Source organism: Paenibacillus tritici (genome assembly GCF_013204885.1).
GTDB lineage: Bacteria > Bacillota > Bacilli > Paenibacillales > Paenibacillaceae > Paenibacillus_AQ > Paenibacillus_AQ tritici.
In genome coordinates this window covers 17,698-41,704 of the sequence record NZ_JABMKX010000009.1, presented here as the reverse complement: position 1 = coordinate 41,704, position 24,007 = coordinate 17,698, and the positions used below count along the sequence as shown (strand labels likewise).

Here is a 24,007-nt window from a genome sequence, read left to right as displayed (position 1 = left end):
GATCAGATCACTGTCAGAGTCGTCTTATAATTGTAAAGGAGGCCTACCCGTATGAAGAGAAATCATACAATGATGCAATTTTTTGAATGGCATGTTGCCGCGGACGGAGAACACTGGAAGCGCCTTGCCCAGATGGCCCCGGAACTGAAGGCGGCGGGAATTGATTCTGTATGGGTTCCCCCGGTTACCAAAGCGGTCTCCCCCGAAGATACCGGTTATGGGGTCTACGATCTCTATGACCTCGGTGAATTCGATCAAAAAGGCGGGGTACGTACCAAATACGGGACTAAGCAGGAGCTGATCGACGCCATTGCCGAGTGCCTGAAGAACGGTATCGCGGTCTACGTAGATCTGGTCATGAACCATAAAGCCGGAGCGGATGAGACAGAGGTCTTCGAGGTTATTGAGGTGGACCCCAACGACCGCACTAAGGATATCTCCCAGCCGTTCGAGATCGAAGGCTGGACCAAATTTGATTTCCCGGGGCGCGGGGATGAATACTCCAGCTTCAAATGGAACCATACCCACTTCAACGGTACCGATTTCGATGCCAAGGCGAACCGGAACGGCGTGTTCCGGATTGACGGGCTGAATAGAAGCTGGAATCAGAATGTGGATGACGAATTCGGCAACTACGACTATCTGATGTTCGCCAACATTGACTATAGCAATGACGATGTGCGGAAAGAGATGCTGAACTGGGGCAAGTGGCTGGTCGATACGCTGCAATGCAGCGGGTACCGCCTGGATGCGATCAAGCATATCAACCACGAGTTCATCAAGGAATTCGCCATGGAGATGAAAAAGAAACGCGGCGAGGACTTCTACATCGTCGGCGAATTCTGGAACTCCAATCTGGAGGCCTGCCGCGAATTCCTGAACACCGTCGATTACCAGATCGACCTGTTCGATGTTTCGCTTCATTACAAGCTCTACTCTGCTGCGCTGGCAGGAAGAGATTTCGATCTGCGGCATATTTTCGATGATACGCTGGTCCAGACGCATCCCGCCAACGCCGTCACCTTCGTTGACAACCACGATTCCCAGCCGCATGAAGCCCTGGAATCCTGGGTTGGCGACTGGTTCAAGCCCAGCGCCTACGCCCTGATTCTGCTGCGGCGCGACGGATATCCCGTGGTCTTCTACGGGGATTATTACGGCATCGGCGGACCTGCTCCGATGGATGGCAAGAAGGATGCCATTGATCCTCTGCTCTGTGCCCGCTATACCAAGGCTTACGGCGAGCAGGATGATTACTTCGATCATCCTAACACCATCGGCTGGGTGCGGCGCGGGGTCGAGGAGATCGAAGGCTCCGGCTGTGCCGTAGTTATCTCGAACGGGGACAACGGAGAGAAGCGGATGTTCGTCGGCGAAGCGCGCAGCGGAGAAGTCTGGGAGGATTTCACCCATAACCGCGAGGAGTCCATCACCATCGGCGAAGACGGCTGGGCGGTATTCCCGGTGAACGGCGGCAGCGTCTCCGTCTGGGCGCTGCCTGAGCCGAAGCCCGCAGATTCCTGTGCTGAGGAATAAGGTAGCGGGCTGCGGGCAATGTAACTTCTACAAACAAACGATGCCGTCCCTTGTGTTATGGGGACGGCATTGTTTATCTACATTTGCTGAAATCAGGTGCACTTGTGCTCTTCATTGCCACACTTTAAATTCTCTATTTTCCTGGCGATTTCAGTTCTCCGAGCACCATCCCTCCCATTTTATCCACAAATTATCCACATAAGTAAATATTACTATTCATTGAGTGGGGATAAGCCCATTTTACAGTTAATTCGAGACACAACTCACGCAACTCGGCAACCTCAACCGCATCTGGCCAACTTTTGGCTCAATCAGTGGGATTTATCCCTCTCATCTCAGCATCTAGCCAACCTTTGGCCCGATCAGTGGGATTTATCCCTCTGATTTCCGCATCCCGCCTACTTTTGGCCCAATCAGTAGGATTTATCCCTCTCATCTCAGCATCCCGCCAACCTTTAGCCTGATCAGTGGGATTTATACCTCTGATTTCCGCATCCCGCCTACCTTTGGCCCGATCAGTGGGATTTATCCCTCTGATCTCAGCATCCCGCCTACCTTTGACCCAATTAGTGGTATTTATCCCTCTCATCTCAGCACCCGGCCTACTGTCAGCGTATGCGCGCAGTCTCGGTGTAGAAACAAATTAGTCTTTCGTAGGATTCAGCTCCAAAGCTACTTATCCACAACTTTATCCACATTTTGTGCACAACGGACTGAATATCAGATGAGGAGCTGTCTAGTAAACTGTTAAACAACGCAAAATAGGCGATTCCAAGCCGCAGTGGCTAGGGAATCGCCTATTCGAGCAGAGCAGGTGTGCCTTACAGTGAGCTCCTCACGGGTAACACCTTACGTTCAGCACCTTAAAGTTAGCGACCTACAGTTAACATCTTACGTTCAGCGCCTTAACGTTAGCGGCTAACGGTCGGGTTCTCCCCGTCTGCCCAGGCACCGGTGTCACGGTTCAGAATACGTTCAATCGGATATACCTTCCATACAGCGGTTACTACCGCCGAACAGAGAACTGATTTGAGCAGGTCACCGGGGATAAACGGCCACATGCCTGCTGTTAATGCCTTGGCGAGCGAATCTATCCCTGTTGAATAGGCCAGCCAGCCCACGCCGCCCGGGTAGACCAGCAGCGCGCCGAAGATAAAGTTGGCTGCAAGCAGCTTCACGAACGTATATTTGTCCTGCTTGATCCGCTCGGCGAAGAAGCCGATCAGCCAGGCTACGAACGGCCAGGAGAAGATATACCCTGCTGTTGGTCCAACCAGCACTGCGAGTCCGCCGCTTCCGCCCATTACCTGGAATCCGGCAGCGGTAAGTCCGATCACAATCAGCACCGCGAGCGCCCCGTAGCGGGAACCGAGGATAGAACCGGCCAGCATTACAGCCAAGGTCTGCGTGGTAATCGGCACCGTGGAGAAGGGCAGCGAGATTTTCAAATAACTCAGGGCTATCATAACTGCAGCGAATAAGGCACTGAATATCAGGCCGCGGGTTGTCCATTTTTTCATGGCCGGGAGTAGCCCCCTTTTTTTAGGATCACTATAACACCCGCCTCCAGATACATCAATCCCATAATCTTTGTTATAATGGGTAGCAATTGTTGACAAGAGCATTATGGAAAGCAGGCATGAGGATGATCAGGGCGCATAATTTAACCTTGTCTGTACGGGAAGGGCAGCACAGCCGTTCGGTACTGCAAGGGATTGATTTTCATATAGAGCGGGGGGAGTGGGTGGCGCTCACGGGGGCCAACGGCTGCGGCAAAACCTCGCTAATCCGCTGCTTCAACGGATTGAATACCCCGTCAGCAGGCAGTCTGACGGTAGCCGGACTGGACATGCGTCCGGCTCACAACCGCGCAGCGGTGAAGCAGCGGGTCCAGCTCGTATTTCAGAATCCCGAAGCGCAGACGGTAGGCTCCACACCTTTTGAGGATATCGCCTTCGGACTGGAAAACAGAGGCCTTGCACGGGACCTTATGATTGCGCGAATCGGTGAGATTCTACAGCAGGTGGGGCTGGCCCACAAGACAGAAGCAGAGGTGTCCACGCTGTCCGGCGGGGAACGCCAGCGACTGGCTGTGGGCTGCTGCCTGGCACTGGACGCCGATATGATTATTTTCGATGAAGCCACCTCGATGCTGGACCCTGAGGGAAGGCTGGATATCCTGGAGCTGGCCCAAGGGTTATGGCAGGCGGGTACCACGATTCTCTGGGTGACACAGCGAATGGAGGAGCTGGCAGTTAGCCCGCGCATCGCCGTTCTGGGCGGGGGGCAATTACTCTATGACGGCAGCCCGCGCAGCCTGTTCTATGCCTCCGCGCTGCCGGATGCACTCGGCTGGACTCCCTCTCCGGCCGTCCGTGTCGGCAAGCTGCTCCAGAGGCAGGGCTGGCCGGTTCACCTGCTGCCGCTGACCGGGCAGGAACTGGAGGAGATTCTATGAGAATTCAGGCAGAGCAGCTCTCCTTCCGGTACGAAGACGGCAGACAGGCCATTCAGGATATCTCCCTGGATATCCCTTCAGGTACGCTGACCGTCCTCTGCGGGGTGAACGGGAGCGGCAAGTCTACGCTGCTTCGCCTGCTCGCGGGGCTTGCGCAGCCAACGTCCGGGCGGATTCTCCACGGAGACGGGAAGAAGGCGGATCACCGGGCCGCAGAAGCGGTATCCATGGTTTTTCAGCAGCCGGAGACCCAGCTGTTCGCGGGCACGGTGCACAAGGACATCGAGTATGGCCTGACGCAGCGCGGTGTACCACAGGCTGAGCGGACGGAGATCATCGCCAGCGCACTAAGGAAGACCGGGCTGGCTTACGATGAATTCGCCGGGCGCTCGCCCTTCCTGCTTAGCGGCGGCGAGAAACGCCGGGTATGTATTGCCGGTGCCCTGGCCGCTCAGCCCGGACTCCTGATTCTGGATGAGCCGACGGCCGGGCTGGACCCGCAGGCGGCGCAGTCGCTGCTCGGGCTGGTGCAGGAGCTGCGCCGGAGCGGCTTGACCCTGATCATCGGCACACATGATCTGGACAGCTTCCTGCCGCTTGCCGACAAGGTGATCGTGATGAAGCAGGGCGCTGTTCATTATGATGGTCCCGCTCCGGCGTTGACCGCCGATCCCGTACTGCTTGCGGACGCCGGTCTTACAGCTCCGGCCTATGCTTCCATAGGCCGGAGAGCGGTACAGCTTGGCCTGCTCGAAGGAGTGCCGGGCAGTCTGGAGGAGCTGCTCGCGGAACTGGAGAAGCACCCGCTGCCTGTACCGGAGGCGGCTAGCCTTCCGGCAGGCTCTTGTGCCCCTGCGCGTGTCATATCACCCGATGGCCAGAGCGGCCTTCCCAGGGAACACAGCGCCAACTACAGCGATGACGGCATCCAAAGCCAAGCGGTCCACGCTTCAGCCGTTGCCACTTCAACCGTTGCCGCTTCAACCGCTGTCCCTTCAGCCGCTGTCCCTTCAGCCGTTGCCGCTTCAACCGCTGTCCCTTCAGCCGCTCCACCTTCAGCCGAAGCGGAAACCGCCCACGCAGCGACCACGCCCGGCGCCCCGCAGCCAGGACCGCCCGCCCGCCGGTCTGGCTGGCAGCAGCTTGACCCCAGGGTCAAATGGCTGGGGATGATCCTCGGCTCGCTGGTCCTGTTAGGGATGGATGCCCTTCTTCCGCTGCTGCTTACCGCAGGCCTGCTTGCCGGACTCGCAGCTTCGGCACGGATCTCCTGGCGCAGAGCACTCCGATTCTTCCGGCCTTTCCTCCTGATGTTCCTGTTCCTCTGGCTGCTGTCCGGGCTAAGCTGGAGTTCTCCCGACTTCGCCATCGGGCCGCTCAGCTTCAGCTATGCAGGAATGCTGCGCGGGGGGATCAGCGTGCTGCGCTTCCTGCTGCTGATTGCCCTGGGCTTCCTGTTCACCGAGACTACAACCGGCGCCCCCTTGCGGGAGGGGCTGGAGTGGGGCATCGCTCCGCTGCGGAGACTGGGCATCCGGACCCGCAACTGGTCGCTTGCCGTATCGGTGACCCTGCAGTTTGTGCCGTGGATTCTCGGCAAGCTGGCACAGCTGCAGCTCGCGCTGGGCTCACGCGGAAGACGCGCCCGCGGGCTGGCGCGCTGGTCCCCGCGGCAGATCGCCCTGCTCATCGTCCCTCTGCTGATCCTGGTCCTCGGCATGGGCGACGAGCTGGCGACAGCGGTAGAATCACGGGGGTATGATCCCGCCAAGCAGCGGACCCCCGTCTATCAGCTGCGCTGGAGCAAGCGGGATACACTGGCCGCCCTGGGTATCCTGACGGTTGCGGCATTGCTGTGGTGGACAGCCCGGATTAGCTAAGCGTGTAACTGAGCATATATTCTGTATGCTGACTATCCGCCGCTATTCCCGGGTCCTCTATGCCCCAGGTTCCGGCAATGCCCAGCTCCCGGCAGGTCAGCCCGAAGTTGCAGGCGGCAATCCCGATATCAATCCGCTGCATCTGGAACCCAAGCTTGTTGCCGCTATAGTTGGGGGTATGCTGAAGATAGAAGTGCATCTTCTTCCGGTCCGGGGACAGGACCAGCCTCCAGGGCTGTTTGTTGGAGGCCGACGGGCCGATCCGCACCATCTCGACAGGCACAGCCAGCCTCCCGGCCGCTTCCGGGGTTAAGCGGCTGCCAAATGAACCGTCGTAGAAAAGCTCCGCCCACGGCTTCTTATTGTCGGCCTTGACCACATAACGCATCGTGGCATCCAGCAGCCGCTGCTTCTCCCGTGCATATCCAAGCGGAGTAATGCAGGGAATAATCTCCCCTTCCGCAAGCTCAAGCTCGCGGGCAAACGACTTGCGGTTGAACGTTCCGCCAATCCAGCACGTGCCCAGACCCAGTCCGGTAGCGAACAGAATCAGCTTCTGGAACGTATAGCCGAACTCCAGCAGAGCCAGCTTGTCATTGCGCACGGAGCCTGCCAGATAAGCCTGCGGATTCACAATGATCCCGTAAGCCCCCAGCTTCATGCCCTTGCCTTCACTGCCTCCGCCTTTGACCCATATCCATTCTACCCCGGTTCTCCCGCCGAAGGGCCCGCGCAGATTCTCTTCCTCAGCCAGATACTCCATGATGGCAGCATGAGCCGCCGCATCAATCGGTGTAGTCTCATAGGTGCGTACAGATTTCCGTTTCTCCATCATTTCCATTACTGCTTTTCCCATCCCGATCTTCCCCCTTGTCATGTGAAAAAGGAGGACTCCGCAACAAACAGGAGCCCTCCTAAATAATATGGATCTACAGACGCCCCTTCCGGGGCCGGCAACTGGTAAAAATAGTATCTCCCATTTCCGCAGAAACGTCCAGCGCCTATTCCTGCTCCTCCGGATGGCGGGAGACCAGCCTCACCAGATCCAGCGTCAGAAGCGGGATAGTCACAGATGCGGGGTAGGAGAGGTATCTCGGCTCCCACGCCGGGCCGAACTTCTCCTTGTACATCCGCAGACCGGTGAAGCCGTAACCGTGGCCTCCGCGTTCAAAGACCAGGCGGGCCAGCTTCTCCTCCTGCAGCGCCCCGGAATGGCAGGAGGCACTGAACAGCGGGGCATAGCCGAGATTGAAGCTTCCGTAGCCCCGCAATTTCGCCCACTCCATCAGACACAGGAACAGGTAATCCATAGCCCCGTCCGGCGTATCCTTACGATGGCGCACCAGGTCAACAGACACCGTCTTCTTCCTGTCATAACCCGGGGCTATGGAGGCGAAGGCCAGCAGAATGCCGCCCGGTCCGCGCAGCAGCGCCAGCGGGGATTGCTGGAGATACCGCTCGCTGAACCAGCCCAGCGCATAGCCTTTCTCCATACGCCCGGCCAGCCATTCCTCCGACAGCAGGCGAAGCTCGCGCAGCAGCTCCGCAGAGTGCAGTGCTTCCGTGATCTCAAAGACATAACCCTCACGTTCAAACCGGCTTCTCACACTACGCAGACTGGCGTTCCGGAGCCCGCCAGCATCGAAGTCCGCCAGCGGCACGAGAGCCTCTTCCCCCAGTTTGAGGAACCGGTAGCCTTGGCTCTGATACGCCGGGAGATAGGCCGGAGTCGCCAGATAGAACACCACCGATAGCCCGTACAAGTCCGCAGCCTGCCTGAACTCACTGATCCCGTTACGCAGCAGGCTCATGGGTCCCAGCGGGTCGCCCAGCACCACCAGCTTATCCCGGACTCTGGCAAAAGCGAACAGCACTCTGCCCTCCTGGGCCCAGAAGAAGCTTTTGTCGCCAAGAAACAGCTTATGGCTTAAGGCATTGCCCCAGCCCTCTGCCAGAAAACGCTCCAGCCGCAACATATCCTTATCCGCGGCAAGCGTATCCGCCTTGCGCTGCGGCCGGAGGGCCGCAAGCAGGATCAGCAGCAGCCAGGAGAAGATCAATCCGCCAATAGCTGTAACGGCCACATTGCTATGCTGCCGCAGCCATTCCGGCCGGATTCCGGGCGGGAGATGCTTCAGGAAGCCGTGATGGGTATAGCTCCCCAGCCAATAATAGCCGAGCGCCACAGCCGAAGTCAGGAGCAGCCACCCTAAGATGCTTTTGCTGCTCAGGGGCACACTGATCCGGTAGAACCGGGTCCGGGAGATCCAGAGGATCAGCGCTACCAGCAGCAGGAACAGCGCCTCCTCATAATCGAATCCCTTCGTCACGGCAAAGACCGCTCCGCCGCACAGCAGCAGACTTGTCCAGATATACGCCCGATGGACACGCAGGGAGATTCCCCGCGACAGCAGGATCAGCATAAAGCCGATCAGCACGGACAGATGGTGGGAGATCCGCATAACAGGCAGCGACAACAGCTCCTCCGTCACCTTCAGCCGGTAGACCAGCTCAGGCGTAGCAGCAGACAACAGCAGAAGCAGACCGCTTGCCAGTACCAGCTTGCCGAGCGCCCATACACCAAGGTCACCAAGGAAGGTATATTGACCGGGCGAGCCCCATATTTTCTGCCATAGCGTCAGGGGCGCTTCAACCTTGTCCCCGCTGCGTTCAGCGCCTTTTTTGCCCGGCAGCCCGAACTCCAGCGCGGCCAGCACCAGTCCGATCAGCCAGGGGATAATGTAATAGAATAATCTGTAGATGACCAGGACGGCCAGCGCATGATCGCTTTTGAAACCCAGTTGGGTCAGTCCAAGCAGCGCAATCAGGTCGAAGGCGCCGATGCCGCCGGGAGCCATGCTTAGAATCCCCGCAATGGCGGCAACCACATATATACTGAAGATTGTAACTGGCGGCACGCTTCCGAGCAGCTCACCGGCAATGAACCAGAAGGTCAGCCCGGCGAACACCCACTCCAGAAGGGAAGCACCTACCGAAGCGCCCACGGTAAGCCAGGCGGTTCTCCCCTCCCCCCGGTTAATCCATTTGGCGAAGAGGGAGGAGCGTTGAAGCAGCACAAACAACGGCAAATACAGCGCCATTCCCCAGACCGCAAATACCAGCCAGTGATGCGCCTGCATCAGCCTGTCCGCCGGAAGAAGTCCGCTAATCGTACCCCAGCCGAGCAGCGATAGCCCCGTAATCATCAGCGGCGACAGAAACACAATGGCCGGTGCCAGCACAGACGTAGGCACATTGCTCCTTTTATACAGCAGCGTTCTAAGACCCGCGCCGGCCAGACCGGCGAATCCGATCATATTATTGAACGTATTGGCAATCCAGGCGTAGCGGAAAGTCCGAAACCAGCCAAGCTGCAGACGAAAATGCCTGCGGATCAGATAATCATAAGTACTCATGACCGCCACCGACAGCAGCGAAATCCCCAGCATCAGCAGAATGGAAGACACGGGAACGGATTTCAGATCATGTATAATTTTGCCCAAATGAATCTGCTTCAGCTCATGCTGCCCCTCCAGATAGACCAGCCCGATGATCAGCAGCGGAACAAGCGCCCGTACCGCCTTCATCCGGTAGATGGAGATCAGCAGCCGCACGAATCTGAAGCGTTCCAATTTTTTTTTGATTACCGTATGCATCATAACTTCACCTGACCTTACTGCCGAACACTCTTGTTGCCTGAGCAATATTCAGCTCTCCATGCGACCTATTATAACAAGCTCATCCGTAGAAGACCCGTATAATGGTCACATGTGCACAAGAGTTAGACGGCGGGCGAAGGCTTAGTCCCTGCAAAAGCCTCTGTACTCATCGGGTGATCGCCCGAAACTCAGTCTTCCTGAATATCCGCCGCTTCCGGCTTACGGACCCTCCGGTTCACCAGCATGACGCTCAGCAGAATAATGACCAGTCCGGCAATGGTGTTGGCATAGACCTGCTCCTGCAGGAAAATCACACCCCAGATCAGGCCGAATACAGGCACGAGGAACGTGACGCTGACGGTCTTGACCGGACCGATACTGGCAATCAGCCGGAAATACAGCAGATAAGCCACCGAGGTACAGATCAGCGACAGGCCCAGCACAGAGTATACAGCAGCGGCGGAGGGCAGATGATCCGGGGCAAAAATAACCGCCAGCGGCAGCAGCACTACGCTTGCTCCGAGCTGTTGTCCGGCAGCCAGCGCCAGCGGAGAGAGCCCGGCCCCCACCCGTGACGCGTATAAACCTCCCAGCGCATAGCAGAGCGCTGCGCCAAGCGAATAGCCTACGGACACAAGAACCGTGCCTGTGAGCGGAAGCGGGCTCCAGCCGACCAGAACGCCCACACCCGCAAGGCCCATAATCAGCCCGGCAGATTTGGCTGCGCCCGGCTTCTCCTGCCGGGTGCCCCAGGCCGCCAGTGCCGCGAACATCGGGGTCGTCGCATTGAGAATCGCCGCCAGAGAAGCGCTGAGATGCAGCTCAGCCATACAGATCAGGGTGAACGGAAGGGCCGCATTGACCGCACCCAGCAGCAGGAACGCTCTCCAGTGCTTCAGGATACCCAGCTTGCGCCGGGTGAGCAGGGCATAGAGCAGCAGAGCGGCTCCGGCAAGGGTAACACGCAGTTCTGTCGTGAAGACCGGACCCAGTTCAGGAGAAGCGATCCGCATGAACAGGAACGAAGCTCCCCAGGTAAAAGCAAGCAGCAGCAGAATAGAGAAGTCCTTGCGGCTCATGACCGGACCTCCCTTCTGCAGAGCAGGACATAGGACAGAATAGACAGGAGGCCTGCTCCTGCGATGACCAGCGCCATCGGCACAGCCGAGCCGCTGCCGCCAAGTCCGACGAGCGGTGCCGCGCAGCTGCCCAGCAGCAGGGGAAGCAGACCCAGAAGCGCAGAAGCGCTGCCTGCGGTCTCTCCCTGATCCTGCATCGCGAGCGAGAAGCTGGTTGTACTCACAAGTCCTACACTTGCGACCACGGCGAACAAGCAGACCAGAATCGGCAGCAGCCCGCCTCCGGCGAGAAGGGTCAACAGCAGCAGAACACCGCCGGAGGTACTAAGCAGCAAGCCGCAGATGAGCAGCTTGCGCTCGCCCACTCTTGCCGCCGTCCGCCCGGCAATCTGTCCGGTCAGAATAATGCCGAAGCCGTTCACGGCGAAGATCAGGCTGTACATCTGGGGGGATACTCCATAAATCATCTGCAATACAAAGGATGATCCTGAAATATAAGCGAACATGCCTGCGGTAACAAAGCCCTGGGAGAGGGCGTAGCCCATGAACCTGGCATTGCCGAGCAGGATACGGAAGGTGAGCAGGGTTCCCTTCAGCCCGCTTTGTATACGCCGTTCCTTGGGCAGAGTCTCCGGCAGCCGCAGCAAAATGACCGCTGCAAAGAGCAGTCCGCATACAAACAAGACCACAAACACGCCCTGCCAGGTCGTCACTCTCAGCAGTTGCCCCCCGATGACGGGAGCTGCGATCGGGCCCAGCCCGTTGACAATCATCAGCAGTGAGAAGAACCGCGTTAATTCAGAGCCGCTATACATATCGCGGACTGCCGCCCGGGAGATAACCACGCCCACAGATCCGGCCAAGCCCTGGATGAAGCGCAGCAGGATCAGCAGTCCAACCGACGGGCTGAACGCGCACAGCAGCGAGGATACCGCGTAGATGACCATCCCGATCAAGAGCGGGGTGCGGCGTCCGTACACATCACTGAGCGGTCCGGCCACGAGCTGGCCTGAGGCCAGTCCCAGCAGGAAGAAGGTCAGAGTAAGCTGAATCATGGCCGGGCTGGTACCGAAATGGATACCCAGCGCAGGTAAGGCCGGCAGATACATATCAATCGACAGAGGGCCAATCGTAGCGATCGCCCCCAGAATGACCGCAAGCTGCAGCCGCTGTCTCCGGGACGGCCCGCCCTCTGCAAGGCTTGTTATCGGGTTATGTTTAATCATATGTAGTTATGCAACCTTTCTCTTGGCACCTCTTTAAAAGACAGCAACTCCGTTATTGCCCAGGTCCGTTTTTTTATTCTTCATACTACCTGATTACGAGCGGATTGTTCAATGCTTTTATGGCCGCTTGTGGATTGCCCTGTACACAAATAACCGCCTGCGGCCGGCCGGTCATTCTCTGATCAGCAGCCCCTGCAGGCGGTTCCCTGTATAGTTATATCATTCTCCTGAAGCTGTAAGTCCGGCCAGCCAAGCTCTCGCCGCTTCAGCTTCGGCGGCGCTCAGGCGGTGTCCCTGATTGCCCCAATGCGAGGTAACCTCAGCTCCTGCACCGCTTAGAAGAGCCTCCAGCTCACGGGTCTCCTCGGAACGGATGATCGGATCATTGGTCCCTGCCCCGATGAAGACCGGAACCCCCTGCAAGGAAGGTATGGCAAGGCCGCGCAGCGGAACCATCGGATGCAGCAGCACGGCTGCGCGGAAGATGTCTCCGTAATGGAAGAGCAGACTGCCTGCGATGTTCGCACCGTTGGAGTAGCCGACGGCTACCAGATTACCGGCATCGAAGCCATACTTCGCTGCCGCTTCCTCCAGGAACTGCTTCACCTCACGGGTGCGGAAGATCAGGTCCTCCTCATCGAAAATCCCCTCAGCCAGCCGCCGGAAGAAGCGCGGCATCCCATTCTCCAGTACGTTGCCGCGGATACCGAGCACCGAGGCTCCGGGAGCCAGCAGCTCAGCCAGCGGCAGCAGATCACGCTCATTGCCGCCTGTGCCGTGGAACAAGACCAGTGTAGGCTGTGTTACGTCCGTACCTTGCTCGAATACATGAATCATACTCATACCTGCTTCACCTCGATTTCACGGATTTCAAACACACTCAGATTCTCTTCAATCGCTGCACGCTGCGGCTCAAACCACGCCGGAAGCATCAGCTTCTGCCCCAGTGCATCCGCTGGCTCATCACGGGCAAAGCCGGGAGGATCGGTTGCAATCTCGAACAGGATTCCGCCTTCTTCACGGAAGTAGATGGCATTGAAGTACTGGCGGTCCTGCACCGGAGTCGGCTGGTAGCCGTGGCTCTGTACCCGGCGGCCCCATTCCAGGTGCTCCGCATCATCTGCGGCGCGCCAGGCGATGTGGTGGACCGTTCCTGTACCTCCGCCTCCCTGCGGAACCGGGGCAGCCTTCAGATCAATAATGTTGCCGATCTCGCCGGAGGCTCTGTACCGGATGTAGCCGTCACCTTCAGCGATACGCTCCATTCCCAAGGTACGGGAGAGGGTATCTGCTGTCCGGTCCGGGGCAGTGCTGTAGAGCACGGCACCTCCGAAGCCTTTGACTGCATGTTCTACAGGTACTCCGCCGAAGGACCAGGTGCTGGGTGCACCATCTTCGCGTTCCACCAGCTCAATCCGCAGTCCGTCAAAATCCGCGAAGGAGAGATACGACTCGCCGATCCGGGTTACCCGGTTCACGGGAATCTGGTAAGCGGCAAGCCGCTGCTCCCAGAATCCGAAGGAGCCTGCCGGTACCGCGTACGTGGTCACTCCCACCTGGCCGCCGCCGATTCTGCCTTTGCGGCCATGGGCCCAAGGGAAGAAGGTGATGATCGTACCCGGAGCGCCCTGCTCGTTGCCGAAGTAGAGGTGATAGACCTCCGGGGCATCGAAGTTAATAGTCTTTTTAACCAGCCGCAGTCCAAGAATTCCGGCATAGAAATCAGCGTTGCGCTGAGCGTCCCCTACAAAAGCGGTGATATGGTGAATTCCTGCAGTTTGCATAGTCATAATAATTACCTCCTGAAATTGGGTGTGTTGTACCATCTGTTTTTTTGTAAAATAGAATGCTATCTTAACGTCCGCCCTGGGCAGCCGCCCGCTGTCTGTGGAGCAGGCTGCCTGGCGTACCGGCTATTATTTAAAGAAAAGTGCATCAAGTGAAATCGAACCCGGACCCGCCAGCGCTACACCTACGGCAACCACCAGCACCGTCAAAGGAAACTCAATCCCGTTCGCCGTAGACCAGAATCCGTTAGGAGCATGGACTTTGACAATCGCGCCAAGCATGGTTGCGGCAATCAGCACAGCAGCTACCGGGGTCAACAGACCAAGTGTGAACAACAGCCCTCCGACCAGCTCCATCAGACCTGCCAGCACCGCCATCCGTACGCCGGGCTTAATGCCGATCGACTCCATCCAGCCGCCTGTTCCTTTGGGGCCGTAGCCGCCGAACCAGCCGAACAGCTTCTGTGCACCATGCCCGATGAACGCTACACCAATTACCAATCTCATCAATAATAATCCTACACTAACCATTTTAAACACGCTCCATTCTCTCGGTTTTAAGTATCTTAACGTTAAGATATTGATTAAAAAAAATTTGGTCTAACTATGGCTATTTATATAAGGCTATTTATATAAGACACACTTAAGATTTGAACTTAGGTCGTCATTGCAGATATTTGGAATTCCGGCCGCTGGCCGAGTTCTATGAACTAATCCGCTGTTCGCGTGACTATTGAGGCTGCCGAAGTGAGCTTGTCATACGGGAAACTATCAGGCGGGAAGCCTTCTGGCGATTGCTGCCGCTCCTATACGCCCTTGCCCAGCTTCTTCAGCAGCAGTGTGGCCTGCGCCTTCTCTTCGCTGTCCAGCCCGCCCATCAGATTGTGTATAGAATGGACATGCTGCGGAAAAATATCATCGAACAGCTCACGCCCCGCCTCAGTAATCTCGGCATACGTAACGCGGCGGTCGTCCTCGCATGGAACGCGCTTCAGCAGTCCCCGCTTCTCCAGCTTGTCGATATTGTAAGTGATGCTGCCGCTGGTGACCAGAATCTTCCCGCCAATCTGCTGTAGCGGAATCCGGTTTCTATGATACAGAACCTCCAGCACCATGAACTCGGCCGATGCCAGTCCGTGGCTCTTCATATCCTTCACCGCCTGATCCATCAGGCTCTTGTAAGCCTTGGACAGAACGACGAACAATTTCAGCGATGCCGCCTGCTCCTGCTCCGTCTGACGGTCAGCTGCTGCGCCTGTTGTTGTGTCATTATTGCTGCTCATGGGATGCACCTCCTGTCAGTTTTGCGTTTGCCTTTAAGTTAATTATCTTTAAGTTAAGATAAATATATATGATCCTGAGCGTCCTGTCAACTGTCTTATAGAGATTGAATTAATAAACCTGCGAGAGAGTGGCTGGAGCGTAGCTTAACCCTCATATATTTCTTATATAATGGAGTAACGTATGCACTGGACAGCTCCGGTTGGCAGATACCGCAAACAATAGGGGAAAACCGAAGACTCCCCCACTCCTTGCAACAAGCAAGTGGAATAACGTAGCTTAATTTACTGATTTCCGGGACTTTTACGGAAGCAGGTGGATAATCTACAACTATTGGGAGCCTTATTCACTGCTTTGAGTGAACTATGCTTATTTAAGTGCTGTTTATCCAATTGCTGTCTTGGAAGGGTTCATTTGTTCATCAGCAAGTGGATTATTTCCAACTCCCCTCCGCTCCCCATCAGCAGATTTGACCTGTTCTCCAAAACGGCGTAGACTTTCAAAAGGTGAGTAAATACCAGGGGAATTGTCCCCTTAAGCAGGCCTGATTACAAAAGGAGGCTGATTATGGAAGCAAAGGTTGAGTTGAATTCGCAGAGCGCCGCGGGCACAGAAGCGGCGGACGGGACCCGGGCGCAGCGCGTCCTGATCGTGACGGCAGTCGCGGCCGAGCGCGAAGCGGTCCTGCGCGGCCTGCGCGGCAGCAGCAGGTTCGACGTCATCGCTGCGGGCGCCGGCCCCGCAGCGGCAGCGGCGGGCACCGCCGCCGCTCTGGCAGCCGGCTCCTACGGCTGCGTCGTCAGCGCCGGGATCGGCGGCGGCTTCCCGGGCCGGGCTCCCGTAGGCTCGCTGGTCGTCGCCAGCGAGATGCTGGAAGCGGCCCTCGGCGCAGAGACGCCGGAGGGCTTCCGCAGCGCTGCCGAGCTTGGCTTCGGCAGCGTGTCCGTGCCTGCGCCGGGCGGCACGGTCCAGGCCCTTGCGGCCGCGCTGGCAGCGGCCGGCCTCACGGTAAGCACGGGCCCCGTGCTTACCGTGTCCACCGCGACCGGCACCGCCGGGACGGCCGCGGCCCTTGCCGCGCGCCACCCGGAGGCGGCGGCGGAAGCGATGGAAGGCCACGGGGTTGCCGTGGCCGCCCATGCCCTGGGGATCGCGGCGCTGGAGCTGCGCGCGATCTCGAACGCGGTCGGCCCGCGTGACCGGGCCGCGTGGAAGATCAATGAAGCCCTGGACGCCCTCACGGCGGCTGCGGCTATTTTACTGGAGGTGTTGTAATGACCACCGAGCTTCACATTGCCTATTCCCCTTGTCCCAATGATACCTTTGTCTTTCATGCCTGGGCGCACGGCCTGATTCCCGGCGCACCCAAGCTGGATGTGACTTTTGCCGATATTGATATCACTAACGGACTTGCAGCAGACGGTACCGGGCCTGAAGTGCTCAAGATTTCCTACGCCGCCCTTCCCTGGGTACTGGACAAGTACAAGCTGCTGCCTTGCGGCGGTGCATTGGGCAGGGGCTGCGGTCCGCTAGTGCTGACACGCAAAGGCGCAGGCGCCATCAAACATCCGCGTGAGTTGTCCGGCCGCCGGATTGCCGTGCCGAGCGAACGTTCCACCGCTTACCTGCTCTTCCGGCTGTGGGCAGCGCAGCAGGTGCCGGACGGTCCGGCTGAGATCGTCGTTATGCCTTTCGATGAGATCATGCCTGCCGTGCAGAAGGGGGAGATTGATGCCGGACTCGTCATCCATGAAGCCCGCTTCACTTATCCGTCCTACAACCTCAATCTGCTGACCGACCTCGGAAGCTGGTGGGAGAGCGACACCGGCCTGCCGATTCCGCTGGGTGCGATTATTGCCCGCCGTGATCTGGACCATGAGGCCATTACCGGCTACGTGCGCAGCTCCCTTCAGTATGCCTGGGACCATCCCCTGGACTGCCAGGAATATGTACTGAGCCATGCCCAGGAGCTCTCACCAGAAGTGGCAAAATCGCATATTGACCTCTACGTCAACGAATTCACAATGAATCTGGGCGAGGACGGCTACGCGGCAATCTCTGCCCTGCTGACCCGCGCCGCTGCGGAGGGTCTCGTTCCTGCTATTGATCCGTCACTTCTGCGCTAGCAGGAGGCCGCGTCCCTTAACAACCCGGCTCGTACTCGTTCCTGCTATTAATCCGTCACTTTTGCGCTAGTAAGCGAACCGGCTGCGGGCTTTTTCCAGGCACATGCCTACAGGCAAGAAAATCATCTATTCATAAGGAGGCCGTTCTTATGATTCCTTCAGGCAACAGCAAAGCGAACATTGACCGGTTCCTGGGATACCAGGACGAATACGACCGTTACCGGCCCGAAGCCCCGCCGCTGGTAATTGAACTGCTGAGTAATTACCTGGGCCGCCGCCCCTCCCTGGTCGCTGATATTGGCTGCGGCACCGGCCTGTCCACGTTCCTGTGGAAGGACGCCGCTGAAGCGGTAACCGGAGTAGAGCCTAATCTGGATATGCTTAGCAAGGCCCAGGAAAAGCTGCGCCTTTTGGATGCCGGAGCGGAGGTTGTGTCTTTTGTGCAGGGGTACTCCAACCAGCTTCCCTTCGAGACAGAGAGTGTGGACATCATCACCTGCTCGCAGTCGTTCCACTGGATGGATCCAGGCAGCACCCTTCAGGAGATTGCGCGTTGCCTGCGGCCCGGCGGAGTATTCGCCGCCTATGACTGTGACTGGCCGCTGGTGCTGTGGCCTGCCATCGAAGCCCGTTACAACCGGCTGATCGCGACTTCGGATGCCCTGCTTGCGGAGCTTCAGCCCGGTGCCGATCAGGCCAGGAAATGGGACAAAGAAGGACATCTGGGCCGGATCAAAGCCAGCGGATTATTTAGCTTTGCCAGAGAGGTTGTTTTTCACAACACCGAATCATGTGATGCACAGCGCTATATCGGACTGGCCCTCAGCCAGGGCGGAATCCAATCCCTTTTGAAGCTCAGCCCGGCCTCTCTGGAGCAGGACATTGCCGAGTTCTCGGCAGAGGTTAAGAATTATTTCCGGGGACGGACACTGCAGGTGCTCATAAGCTACCGGATGCGGATCGGCGTGAAGTGAAATTTTTACCCGCTCTCTTTCTAGCCATAATTAAGCTTTTAACCTATACTTAATAACAGCGAGACGAAGAACGTCCCGGTTGCCCTCAAGCGAGGGTGCCGGGGCGTTTTCTATTTTCCGGGGAGGCTTGAGAATGATGACATTTGAAGAAGCACATCTGCAATTTATTAACGGGCATCTGGGCAGCAGAGCTGAGGGAGAACGCCGGGCAAGATTGGAACGGGGGCATCGCCATGCTGAGATTCTGTTCCTGAAGAACATCTGGTGGCCTCTGCGGGGCCAGTTTGACAATCTTCATCCGGAATATGAGGTGATGGACTGGCGGGGAAGATCCTATTTTGCAGACTTCGCCTGGTTACCGGGGTACGTGAAGCTGCTGATCGAGATCAAAGGCTATGCCTCGCATGTACGCGATATGGACCGGACCAAATACTGCGGCGAGCTAAACCGCGAAACGTTCCTGTACGCTATGGGTTATCATGTAGTTTCGTTCGCGTATGATGATGTCGAGCAGAGGCCTGAGCTATGCATGACTTTACTCCGGCTATTGCTGGGCAGATACCAGCCCGCCGAAGCGCCAGTCTCACGTGTGCAGCTAATGGAGCAGGAGGTGATCCGGCTGAGCATCCATCTGGCCCGGCCCATTCGCCCACAGGATGTGAAGGAGCATTTCTCTGTTGATTACAGAACCGCAGTCCGGACGTTACACAGTCTGTCTGACAAAGGCTGGCTCCTTCCGGTCCCCACCACCCATCAGGAACGAACCGCCCGCTATGAGCTGAAGCGCAGTGCGCTTGAATATTTCAATTAGTCTGCAACAGGAGCAATACATTTGCCGTTCCGCAGCAGATCCATATGATGCGGTCAGTTCCGAGATGCAGGTAGTTGCGGGCCATTGACTGTAGGTAGATGAACAGCTACAGCGTCTGCGGAACACCACCACAATACTTCGTCTGATCGACGTTTGCCCAGTAACATTATCTGTATAGGAAAAGTTCCGTCCAGCTTCAGCAGAACCGTCGGCGGCTTGCAGATGCTTCTGCGGGCTGCTGGTTGCTCTGGTTGTTGGTTGTTGGTTGTTGGTTGTTGGTTGTTGGTTGTTGGTTGTTGGTTGTTGGCTATCGTCTGGCGGTTGCTGACTGCTGGTTGCTGTCTAGTCTCTGCTAGCTACCGTCTGCCAGCTGTCTGCTACTGGCTGCCGGCTACTGTCTGCTGGCTATCGCACTGGGAACCAGAGATTCCTGCAAGCAAATGGAAAAATGTATCTTAATTTCTCGATTAAGGCGGATTATAGGCAAGCAAGTGGAAAAACAGCATCTACTACCGGAGGTTCCAGCTACTTTGGGTGAAATGAGCTAATTTAAGTGCTGTTTATCCATCTGCTGTTGCGGCAGTGGCCATTCGCTCATAAGCAAGTGGATAAAATCCAACTGCTGTTGCCAGGCTGGTCCTGTTCTTGGTCCTGCCCTTGGTACTGTCCCTGGTCCCGCCCCGTCACCATACCAGTCTCCATAGCATCCGAACTGTTGTCTGCTGCTACCGTATGTCTGCTACTGGTTGCTGGCTATCGCGCTGGGAACGGAGTGGTTCCTGCAAGCAAATGGAAAAGTGTATCTTAATTTCTCGATTCCGGCGGATTATAGGCAAGCAAGTGGAAAAACAGCATCTACTACCGGAGGTCCAGCTACTTTGGGTGAAATGAGCTAATTTAAGTGCTGTTTATCCACCTGCTGTTGCAGCAGTGGTCATTCGACCATCAGCAAGTGGATAAAATCCAACTGCTGTCCCCGGTCTGGTCCTCGTCCTATCCCCATCCAAGTCCCCGTCCCGATCCTCGTCCTCATCCCTGCCCTTACCCCTCATCCCTGTCCCTCGTCCTCTGTCCCCGTCCCTGCCCCATCCCTACCCCATCCCTACCCCTCGTTCCCGTCCCCGATCCTCTGTCCCCGATCCCCACCCCACTCCCCACAGCATCCGAGCGGCCTCCCCACGGCAGACAAAAATACCCGCACGCGAAACCACGCGTGCGGGCACTTCAAAACCCGATGCCTACTTCTTATTCATCTTGAACTTCAGGAACAGCTCATTATAGTGGGCGAGCATCCGCTTGCCGAGGTTGTCGTAGACCTCCAGCCGGTCTGTGATCCCGGCGGGCGGGTAGAAGCGCTCGTCGCCGGAGATGTCCTCCGGCAGCAGCTCAAGGGCAGGAACATTCGGCGTGGAATAGCCGACGTATTCCGTATTCTGGGCCGCCACATCCGGGCGGAGCATGAAGTTGATGAACTTATGCGCCCCTTCGATATTGGCGGCTCCGCGCGGAATCACCATGTTGTCGAACCATATGTTCGAGCCTTCCTCCGGCACCACATAATCCAGCTTGTCGTTCTCATCCATAATCTCGGAAGCATCGCCGGACCAGACGATTCCGACAGCCGCCTCTTCGTTCGCCAGCAGCATCTTGATCTCGTCGCCAACGATCGCCTTCACATTCGGTGACAGCTTGTTCAGCTTGGTCAGCGCCTCCTGCAGATGTTCTTCGTCCCTGTCATTGACGGAATAATGCAGACTGTTCAGCGCCATGCCCATCACCTCGCGGGCTCCGTCCACCAGGAAGATATCATTATTCAGCCTCTTGTCCCACAACGAATTCCAGCTGCTGAAGTCGATGCCCTTGGTCATATCGGGGTTGAAGATAATCCCTACAGTTCCCCAGAAGTAAGGCACCGAATACAGGTTGCCGGGATCAAAGGACAGATCCATGAATTTGGAACCGATGTTGGCCAGATTCGGAAGCTTGCTGTGATCCAGCGGCAACAGCAGCTTCTCCTCCCGCATTTTGGCAATGGCATAGTCGGAAGGCACCACGACATCGAAGACCGTGCCGCCCTGTTCGACCTTGGTCAACATCGCTTCGTTGGAATCAAAGGTCTGGTAGATAACCGTAATGCCGGTCTCCTCCTGGAATTGCTTCAGCAAGTCGGGATCAATATAGTCGCCCCAGTTGTAGATCGTCAGCGTATTGCCGCCGCTATAGCCTTGGGCCGAGTTCAGCCGGGACGCCAGGAACATCAGGCCGAACGCGACGATCAGAATCGCCAGGAACGTATTCACAAGCTGCTTCATCTTGGCACCCCCGCTTCGGCAACCGGCTCTGCAATATGGACAGGCTGACGGCTCTTCCGCTGGTTAAGGTAGTAGTAACCTATTACAAGCAGAATAGTGAATAAGAAAATCAGCGTCGACAGCGCGTTAATCGACAGCGAGACCCCTTGCCGGGCCCGGGAGTAAATCTCTACCGACAGGGTCGAATATCCGTTGCCTGTGACGAAGAAGGTAACTGCGAAATCATCCAGGGAATAGGTCAGGGCCATGAAGAATCCGCTGAAGATTCCCGGCTTGATGATCGGCAGAATCACCTTCGTCAGCACATCGCGGCGCGTGGCCCCGAGATCCCGGGCGGCGTCAGTCAGTGTCGGGCTCATCTCCTGCAGATGCGGCAGGATCATGATGACAGCAATAGGGATGCTGAACGCCACATGCGAGAGCAGCACGGAGGTGAAGCCCAGCTTGATCCCGACAATCGTGAACAGGATCAGGAAGGAGGCTCCGATAATGACATCCGGGCTGACGATCAGCACATTATTCAGCGAGAGCAGTGTATTCTTGGCCCGGCGGCTGCGGACATGCTGGATGGCCAGCGCTCCGATGACCGCAATCACGGTCGCAATCGCCGACGACAAGAGGGCAATGACCAGTGTGTTAATTACAATAATCATCAGCCGGGTGTCAGCAAGCACTTCACGGTAATAATCCAGCGTGAAGCCCTCGAATTCATGCATCGTCCCGCCGCTGTTGAACGAATAGTACATCAGATAGAAGATCGGCGCGTACAGAACCAGGAAGACCAGCACCAGGTAGATATTCGCAATGCCGTTTTTGTTTTTGATTTTGCGTTTGTTCTTCAACCGCCGCGCACCCCTTTCCGCGAGCTGCCCGTAAGAATCATGAACAGCGCCATAATGGCGATCAGGAATACCGCAACCGTGGAGCCCATGCCCCAATCCTGTGTGACCAGGAAATGCTGCTCAATCGCGGTGCCGAGTGTAATCACCCGGTTGCCGGCAATCAGCCGCGTAATCATGAACAGCGACAGCGCCGGAATGAACACTGCCATGCAGCCGGAGCGCACGCCTGAGATCGTCAGCGGGAAGACCACCCGCCGGAACGTCGTCCAGCCGGATGCCCCCAGATCGCGCGCAGCATCCACCAGTGACAGATTCATCTCATCCAGTGCACTGAAGATCGGCAGAATCATGAATGGAATGAAAATATACACCGATACAAACACAAAGCTGAAGCCCGTGAACAGGATCTGCTGCTCGCCCAGCCCGAGAAGATCAAAGAAGTTATTGACCGGGCCAAAGGTGCCGAAGATCCCGATGAAGGCATATGTTTTGAGCAGCAGATTGATCCAGGTCGGCAGAATAATCAGCAGCAGCCATAGCTGCTTGTGCTTGGTTCGCGTCAGCAGATAAGCAGCCGGATAGGCCACCAGGAGCGAGAACAGCGTGATTAGAAAAGCATACCAGAAAGAATTCAGCATCATCCTCATATAGACCGGCGTGAAGAAATTGACGTAGTTATTCAGCGTCAGCTTCCCGTCCAGATCGAACAGGGAATAGTAAACCACCAGCAGCACCGGTGCGATGACAAACAGCGCGATCCACAGGTAGTACGGGATGAGGTAATACGACTTGCCCTTACTGTTCATGGCTCTCCACCTCGCCGTACGCCTCCAGACGCTTGTCGAACTCTTCCTCCGTTTCACCGAACCGCATCACATGGATCGCTTCCGGATCAAAATACAGGCCGATCTCGGAGCCAACCTCTGCCTTGCGGGTAGAATGGACCAGCCATTCATGGCCTGAGCCGTCATAGCAGCTGATCTCGTAGTGAACTCCGCGGAACAGCTGGGAATCCACACGTACCTTCAGCTTACCGGCTTCCACGGCGGCAATCTCCAGATCCTCCGGGCGGATGACAACCTCCACCGCTTCATTCGGCTTCAGACCGGCATCGACACATTCGAACCGGTGGCCATTGAATTCAACCACATAGTCCTCAATCATCACACCGGGCACAATGTTCGATTCGCCGATGAAGTCGGCCACGAAGCGGTTAATCGGCTCATCGTAGATATCGTTGGGCGTCCCGCTCTGTTCGATCCTGCCGCCGTTCATGACGAAGATCCAGTCCGACATCGCCAGCGCCTCTTCCTGGTCATGGGTAACGAAGATGAAGGTGATGCCCAGCCGCTGCTGCATCTCCCGCAGAATATACTGCATCTCTGTGCGCAGCTTCAGGTCCAGCGCCGACAAAGGCTCGTCCAGCAGCAGCACCTGCGGCTCGTTGACAATGGCCCGCGCAATAGCGACACGCTGCCTCTGTCCCCCGGACATTTCATTAATCGCCCGCTGGTCATAGCCCACCAGATTAACGAAGCGCAGCGCCTCCTGCACCTTTTGCTGAATGACATCCTTCTTAAGCTTCTTGATCCGCAGTCCGAAAGCCACATTCTCAAATACGTTCAGGTGCGGAAACAGCGCATAGTCCTGAAATACCGTATTGACCTGCCGCTCGTTGGCGGGAATGTGGTTGATAATTTTGCCGTTCAGATAAATAGAACCTTCAGTCGGCTCCGCGAAGCCGGCGATCAGACGCAGAATGGTCGTTTTCCCGCAGCCCGAGGGACCCAGCAGAGTATAGAATTTACCGCGCTCAATTTCAAAGCTCACGCCTTTGAGTACAGCCTCTTCGTCGTCATATTGCTTAATTACCTGGTCAAAAGAAATAATAGTGCCTTCCGGGGTAGCTATAGCTAACAACCTCCTTACCTTATGTAGTACAACCTATTTTACCCGCTTCTTGTTAGGGACAATCCGCCAAGATATATATTCAGCGATGATTAGCGACAAATCCTCCCCTTGTTCGACAGGCCCAA

At 56.8% G+C, this 24,007-nt stretch carries 20 protein-coding genes; 7 read left to right on the top strand and 13 right to left on the bottom strand.

All coding sequences use genetic code 11. The features are described 5' to 3' along the window. Positions 1-51 precede the first annotated feature (51 nt). Positions 52-1,536 carry an alpha-amylase gene (locus tag HQN87_RS17040; RefSeq protein WP_173135895.1) on the top strand — a complete coding sequence of 495 codons (1,485 nt, stop codon included), beginning with the start codon at positions 52-54 and terminating at the stop codon, positions 1,534-1,536. Between the two features lie 911 nt (positions 1,537-2,447). Here the strand turns inward: HQN87_RS17040 and HQN87_RS17035 are convergent. Continuing rightward, entirely contained in the window at positions 2,448-3,056 is a 609-nt protein-coding gene (locus tag HQN87_RS17035; RefSeq protein WP_173135893.1) for a biotin transporter BioY, read from the bottom strand. A 125-nt stretch (positions 3,057-3,181) separates the two neighbouring features. Here HQN87_RS17035 and HQN87_RS17030 point away from each other — a divergent pair, with 125 nt between their 5' ends. Then, positions 3,182-3,994, top strand: a complete 813-nt coding sequence (locus HQN87_RS17030) for an energy-coupling factor ABC transporter ATP-binding protein (protein WP_173135890.1) — start codon at positions 3,182-3,184, stop codon at positions 3,992-3,994. Further along, positions 3,991-5,874, top strand: a complete 1,884-nt coding sequence (locus HQN87_RS33210; protein ID WP_173135889.1) for an ATP-binding cassette domain-containing protein — start codon at positions 3,991-3,993, stop codon at positions 5,872-5,874. Before HQN87_RS17030 ends, HQN87_RS33210 begins: the two co-directional genes overlap by 4 nt. On the opposite strand, the gene HQN87_RS17020 is transcribed toward HQN87_RS33210, so the two are convergent. The 8 genes from HQN87_RS17020 to HQN87_RS16985 form a co-directional block, all read right to left on the bottom strand. After that, complete coding sequence (locus HQN87_RS17020) at positions 5,867-6,730, bottom strand: nitroreductase family protein (protein ID WP_173135886.1); 864 nt, start codon at positions 6,728-6,730, stop codon at positions 5,867-5,869. The genes HQN87_RS33210 and HQN87_RS17020 overlap by 8 nt on opposite strands. 145 nt (positions 6,731-6,875) lie before the next feature. Next, on the bottom strand, positions 6,876-9,533 hold the full coding sequence (gene mprF, locus HQN87_RS17015; RefSeq protein WP_436836474.1) for a bifunctional lysylphosphatidylglycerol flippase/synthetase MprF: 2,658 nt from the start codon (positions 9,531-9,533) through the stop codon (positions 6,876-6,878). A 188-nt stretch (positions 9,534-9,721) separates the two neighbouring features. Next, on the bottom strand, positions 9,722-10,612 hold the full coding sequence (locus tag HQN87_RS17010) for a DMT family transporter (RefSeq protein WP_173135884.1): 891 nt from the start codon (positions 10,610-10,612) through the stop codon (positions 9,722-9,724). After that, complete coding sequence (locus tag HQN87_RS17005) at positions 10,609-11,838, bottom strand: multidrug effflux MFS transporter (RefSeq protein ID WP_173135882.1); 1,230 nt, start codon at positions 11,836-11,838, stop codon at positions 10,609-10,611. Before HQN87_RS17005 ends, HQN87_RS17010 begins: the two co-directional genes overlap by 4 nt. A gap of 219 nt (positions 11,839-12,057) precedes the next feature. Next, positions 12,058-12,675 (bottom strand): alpha/beta hydrolase, encoded by a 618-nt coding sequence (locus HQN87_RS17000; RefSeq protein ID WP_173136350.1) that lies wholly within the window; start codon positions 12,673-12,675, stop codon positions 12,058-12,060. A 2-nt stretch (positions 12,676-12,677) separates the two neighbouring features. Next, positions 12,678-13,628 (bottom strand): ring-cleaving dioxygenase, encoded by a 951-nt coding sequence (locus tag HQN87_RS16995; RefSeq protein ID WP_173135880.1) that lies wholly within the window; start codon positions 13,626-13,628, stop codon positions 12,678-12,680. Between the two features lie 126 nt (positions 13,629-13,754). Continuing rightward, positions 13,755-14,156 carry a DoxX family protein gene (locus HQN87_RS16990; RefSeq protein ID WP_039308226.1) on the bottom strand — a complete coding sequence of 134 codons (402 nt, stop codon included), beginning with the start codon at positions 14,154-14,156 and terminating at the stop codon, positions 13,755-13,757. A gap of 275 nt (positions 14,157-14,431) precedes the next feature. Then, the gene (locus HQN87_RS16985) at positions 14,432-14,908 is read right to left on the bottom strand and encodes a MarR family winged helix-turn-helix transcriptional regulator (protein ID WP_173135877.1); all 477 of its coding nucleotides are present in this window, start codon (positions 14,906-14,908) and stop codon (positions 14,432-14,434) included. A gap of 565 nt (positions 14,909-15,473) precedes the next feature. Between HQN87_RS16985 and HQN87_RS16980 the strand changes: the two genes are divergently transcribed. The 4 genes from HQN87_RS16980 to HQN87_RS16965 all read left to right on the top strand — a co-directional run bounded on the left by HQN87_RS16980 (position 15,474) and on the right by HQN87_RS16965 (position 18,817). Then, a complete protein-coding gene (locus HQN87_RS16980; protein WP_254075533.1) occupies positions 15,474-16,181 on the top strand; it encodes a futalosine hydrolase in 708 nt (235 codons plus the stop codon). After that, complete coding sequence (locus HQN87_RS16975; protein WP_173135875.1) at positions 16,181-17,032, top strand: 1,4-dihydroxy-6-naphtoate synthase; 852 nt, start codon at positions 16,181-16,183, stop codon at positions 17,030-17,032. Before HQN87_RS16980 ends, HQN87_RS16975 begins: the two co-directional genes overlap by 1 nt. Before the next feature lie 149 nt (positions 17,033-17,181). After that, positions 17,182-18,006: a class I SAM-dependent methyltransferase gene (locus tag HQN87_RS16970; protein ID WP_173135873.1), complete on the top strand. Its 825-nt coding sequence runs from the start codon at positions 17,182-17,184 to the stop codon at positions 18,004-18,006. 133 nt (positions 18,007-18,139) lie between these two features. Next, entirely contained in the window at positions 18,140-18,817 is a 678-nt protein-coding gene (locus HQN87_RS16965) for a hypothetical protein (protein WP_367272738.1), read from the top strand. Positions 18,818-20,055: 1,238 nt separating this feature from the next. Here HQN87_RS16965 and HQN87_RS16960 read toward each other — a convergent pair. From HQN87_RS16960 to HQN87_RS16945, 4 genes are read right to left on the bottom strand one after another with little or no spacing between them, the layout of a single operon-like run. After that, positions 20,056-21,129: an ABC transporter substrate-binding protein gene (locus HQN87_RS16960; protein ID WP_173135871.1), complete on the bottom strand. Its 1,074-nt coding sequence runs from the start codon at positions 21,127-21,129 to the stop codon at positions 20,056-20,058. Continuing rightward, positions 21,126-21,953, bottom strand: a complete 828-nt coding sequence (locus tag HQN87_RS16955; protein ID WP_173136344.1) for an ABC transporter permease — start codon at positions 21,951-21,953, stop codon at positions 21,126-21,128. The genes HQN87_RS16960 and HQN87_RS16955 overlap by 4 nt, the downstream gene beginning before the upstream one ends. 14 nt (positions 21,954-21,967) lie before the next feature. Continuing rightward, positions 21,968-22,777, bottom strand: a complete 810-nt coding sequence (locus HQN87_RS16950) for an ABC transporter permease (RefSeq protein WP_173135869.1) — start codon at positions 22,775-22,777, stop codon at positions 21,968-21,970. Further along, a complete protein-coding gene (locus HQN87_RS16945) occupies positions 22,767-23,891 on the bottom strand; it encodes an ABC transporter ATP-binding protein (protein ID WP_173135867.1) in 1,125 nt (374 codons plus the stop codon). The genes HQN87_RS16950 and HQN87_RS16945 overlap by 11 nt, the downstream gene beginning before the upstream one ends. Positions 23,892-24,007 lie beyond the last annotated feature (116 nt).

What these genes read in the sequence shown, in the direction of transcription:
- HQN87_RS16960 (WP_173135871.1), bottom strand. Translation starts at nt 21,129, where the DNA reads ATGAAGCAGCTTGTGAATACGTTCCTGGCGATTCTGATCGTCGCGTTC.
- HQN87_RS17035 (WP_173135893.1), bottom strand. Translation starts at nt 3,056, where the DNA reads ATGAAAAAATGGACAACCCGCGGCCTGATATTCAGTGCCTTATTCGCT.
- HQN87_RS16980 (WP_254075533.1), top strand. Translation starts at nt 15,474, where the DNA reads ATGGAAGCAAAGGTTGAGTTGAATTCGCAGAGCGCCGCGGGCACAGAA.
- HQN87_RS17005 (WP_173135882.1), bottom strand. Translation starts at nt 11,838, where the DNA reads ATGATTAAACATAACCCGATAACAAGCCTTGCAGAGGGCGGGCCGTCC.
- HQN87_RS17030 (WP_173135890.1), top strand. Translation starts at nt 3,182, where the DNA reads ATGATCAGGGCGCATAATTTAACCTTGTCTGTACGGGAAGGGCAGCAC.
- HQN87_RS16990 (WP_039308226.1), bottom strand. Translation starts at nt 14,156, where the DNA reads ATGGTTAGTGTAGGATTATTATTGATGAGATTGGTAATTGGTGTAGCG.
- HQN87_RS17020 (WP_173135886.1), bottom strand. Translation starts at nt 6,730, where the DNA reads ATGGGAAAAGCAGTAATGGAAATGATGGAGAAACGGAAATCTGTACGC.
- HQN87_RS17000 (WP_173136350.1), bottom strand. Translation starts at nt 12,675, where the DNA reads ATGATTCATGTATTCGAGCAAGGTACGGACGTAACACAGCCTACACTG.
- HQN87_RS17040 (WP_173135895.1), top strand. Translation starts at nt 52, where the DNA reads ATGAAGAGAAATCATACAATGATGCAATTTTTTGAATGGCATGTTGCC.
- HQN87_RS16985 (WP_173135877.1), bottom strand. Translation starts at nt 14,908, where the DNA reads ATGAGCAGCAATAATGACACAACAACAGGCGCAGCAGCTGACCGTCAG.
- HQN87_RS33210 (WP_173135889.1), top strand. Translation starts at nt 3,991, where the DNA reads ATGAGAATTCAGGCAGAGCAGCTCTCCTTCCGGTACGAAGACGGCAGA.
- HQN87_RS16975 (WP_173135875.1), top strand. Translation starts at nt 16,181, where the DNA reads ATGACCACCGAGCTTCACATTGCCTATTCCCCTTGTCCCAATGATACC.
- mprF (WP_436836474.1), bottom strand. Translation starts at nt 9,533, where the DNA reads ATGATGCATACGGTAATCAAAAAAAAATTGGAACGCTTCAGATTCGTG.
- HQN87_RS16995 (WP_173135880.1), bottom strand. Translation starts at nt 13,628, where the DNA reads ATGACTATGCAAACTGCAGGAATTCACCATATCACCGCTTTTGTAGGG.
- HQN87_RS16970 (WP_173135873.1), top strand. Translation starts at nt 17,182, where the DNA reads ATGATTCCTTCAGGCAACAGCAAAGCGAACATTGACCGGTTCCTGGGA.
- HQN87_RS16965 (WP_367272738.1), top strand. Translation starts at nt 18,140, where the DNA reads ATGATGACATTTGAAGAAGCACATCTGCAATTTATTAACGGGCATCTG.
- HQN87_RS17010 (WP_173135884.1), bottom strand. Translation starts at nt 10,612, where the DNA reads ATGAGCCGCAAGGACTTCTCTATTCTGCTGCTGCTTGCTTTTACCTGG.
- HQN87_RS16950 (WP_173135869.1), bottom strand. Translation starts at nt 22,777, where the DNA reads ATGAACAGTAAGGGCAAGTCGTATTACCTCATCCCGTACTACCTGTGG.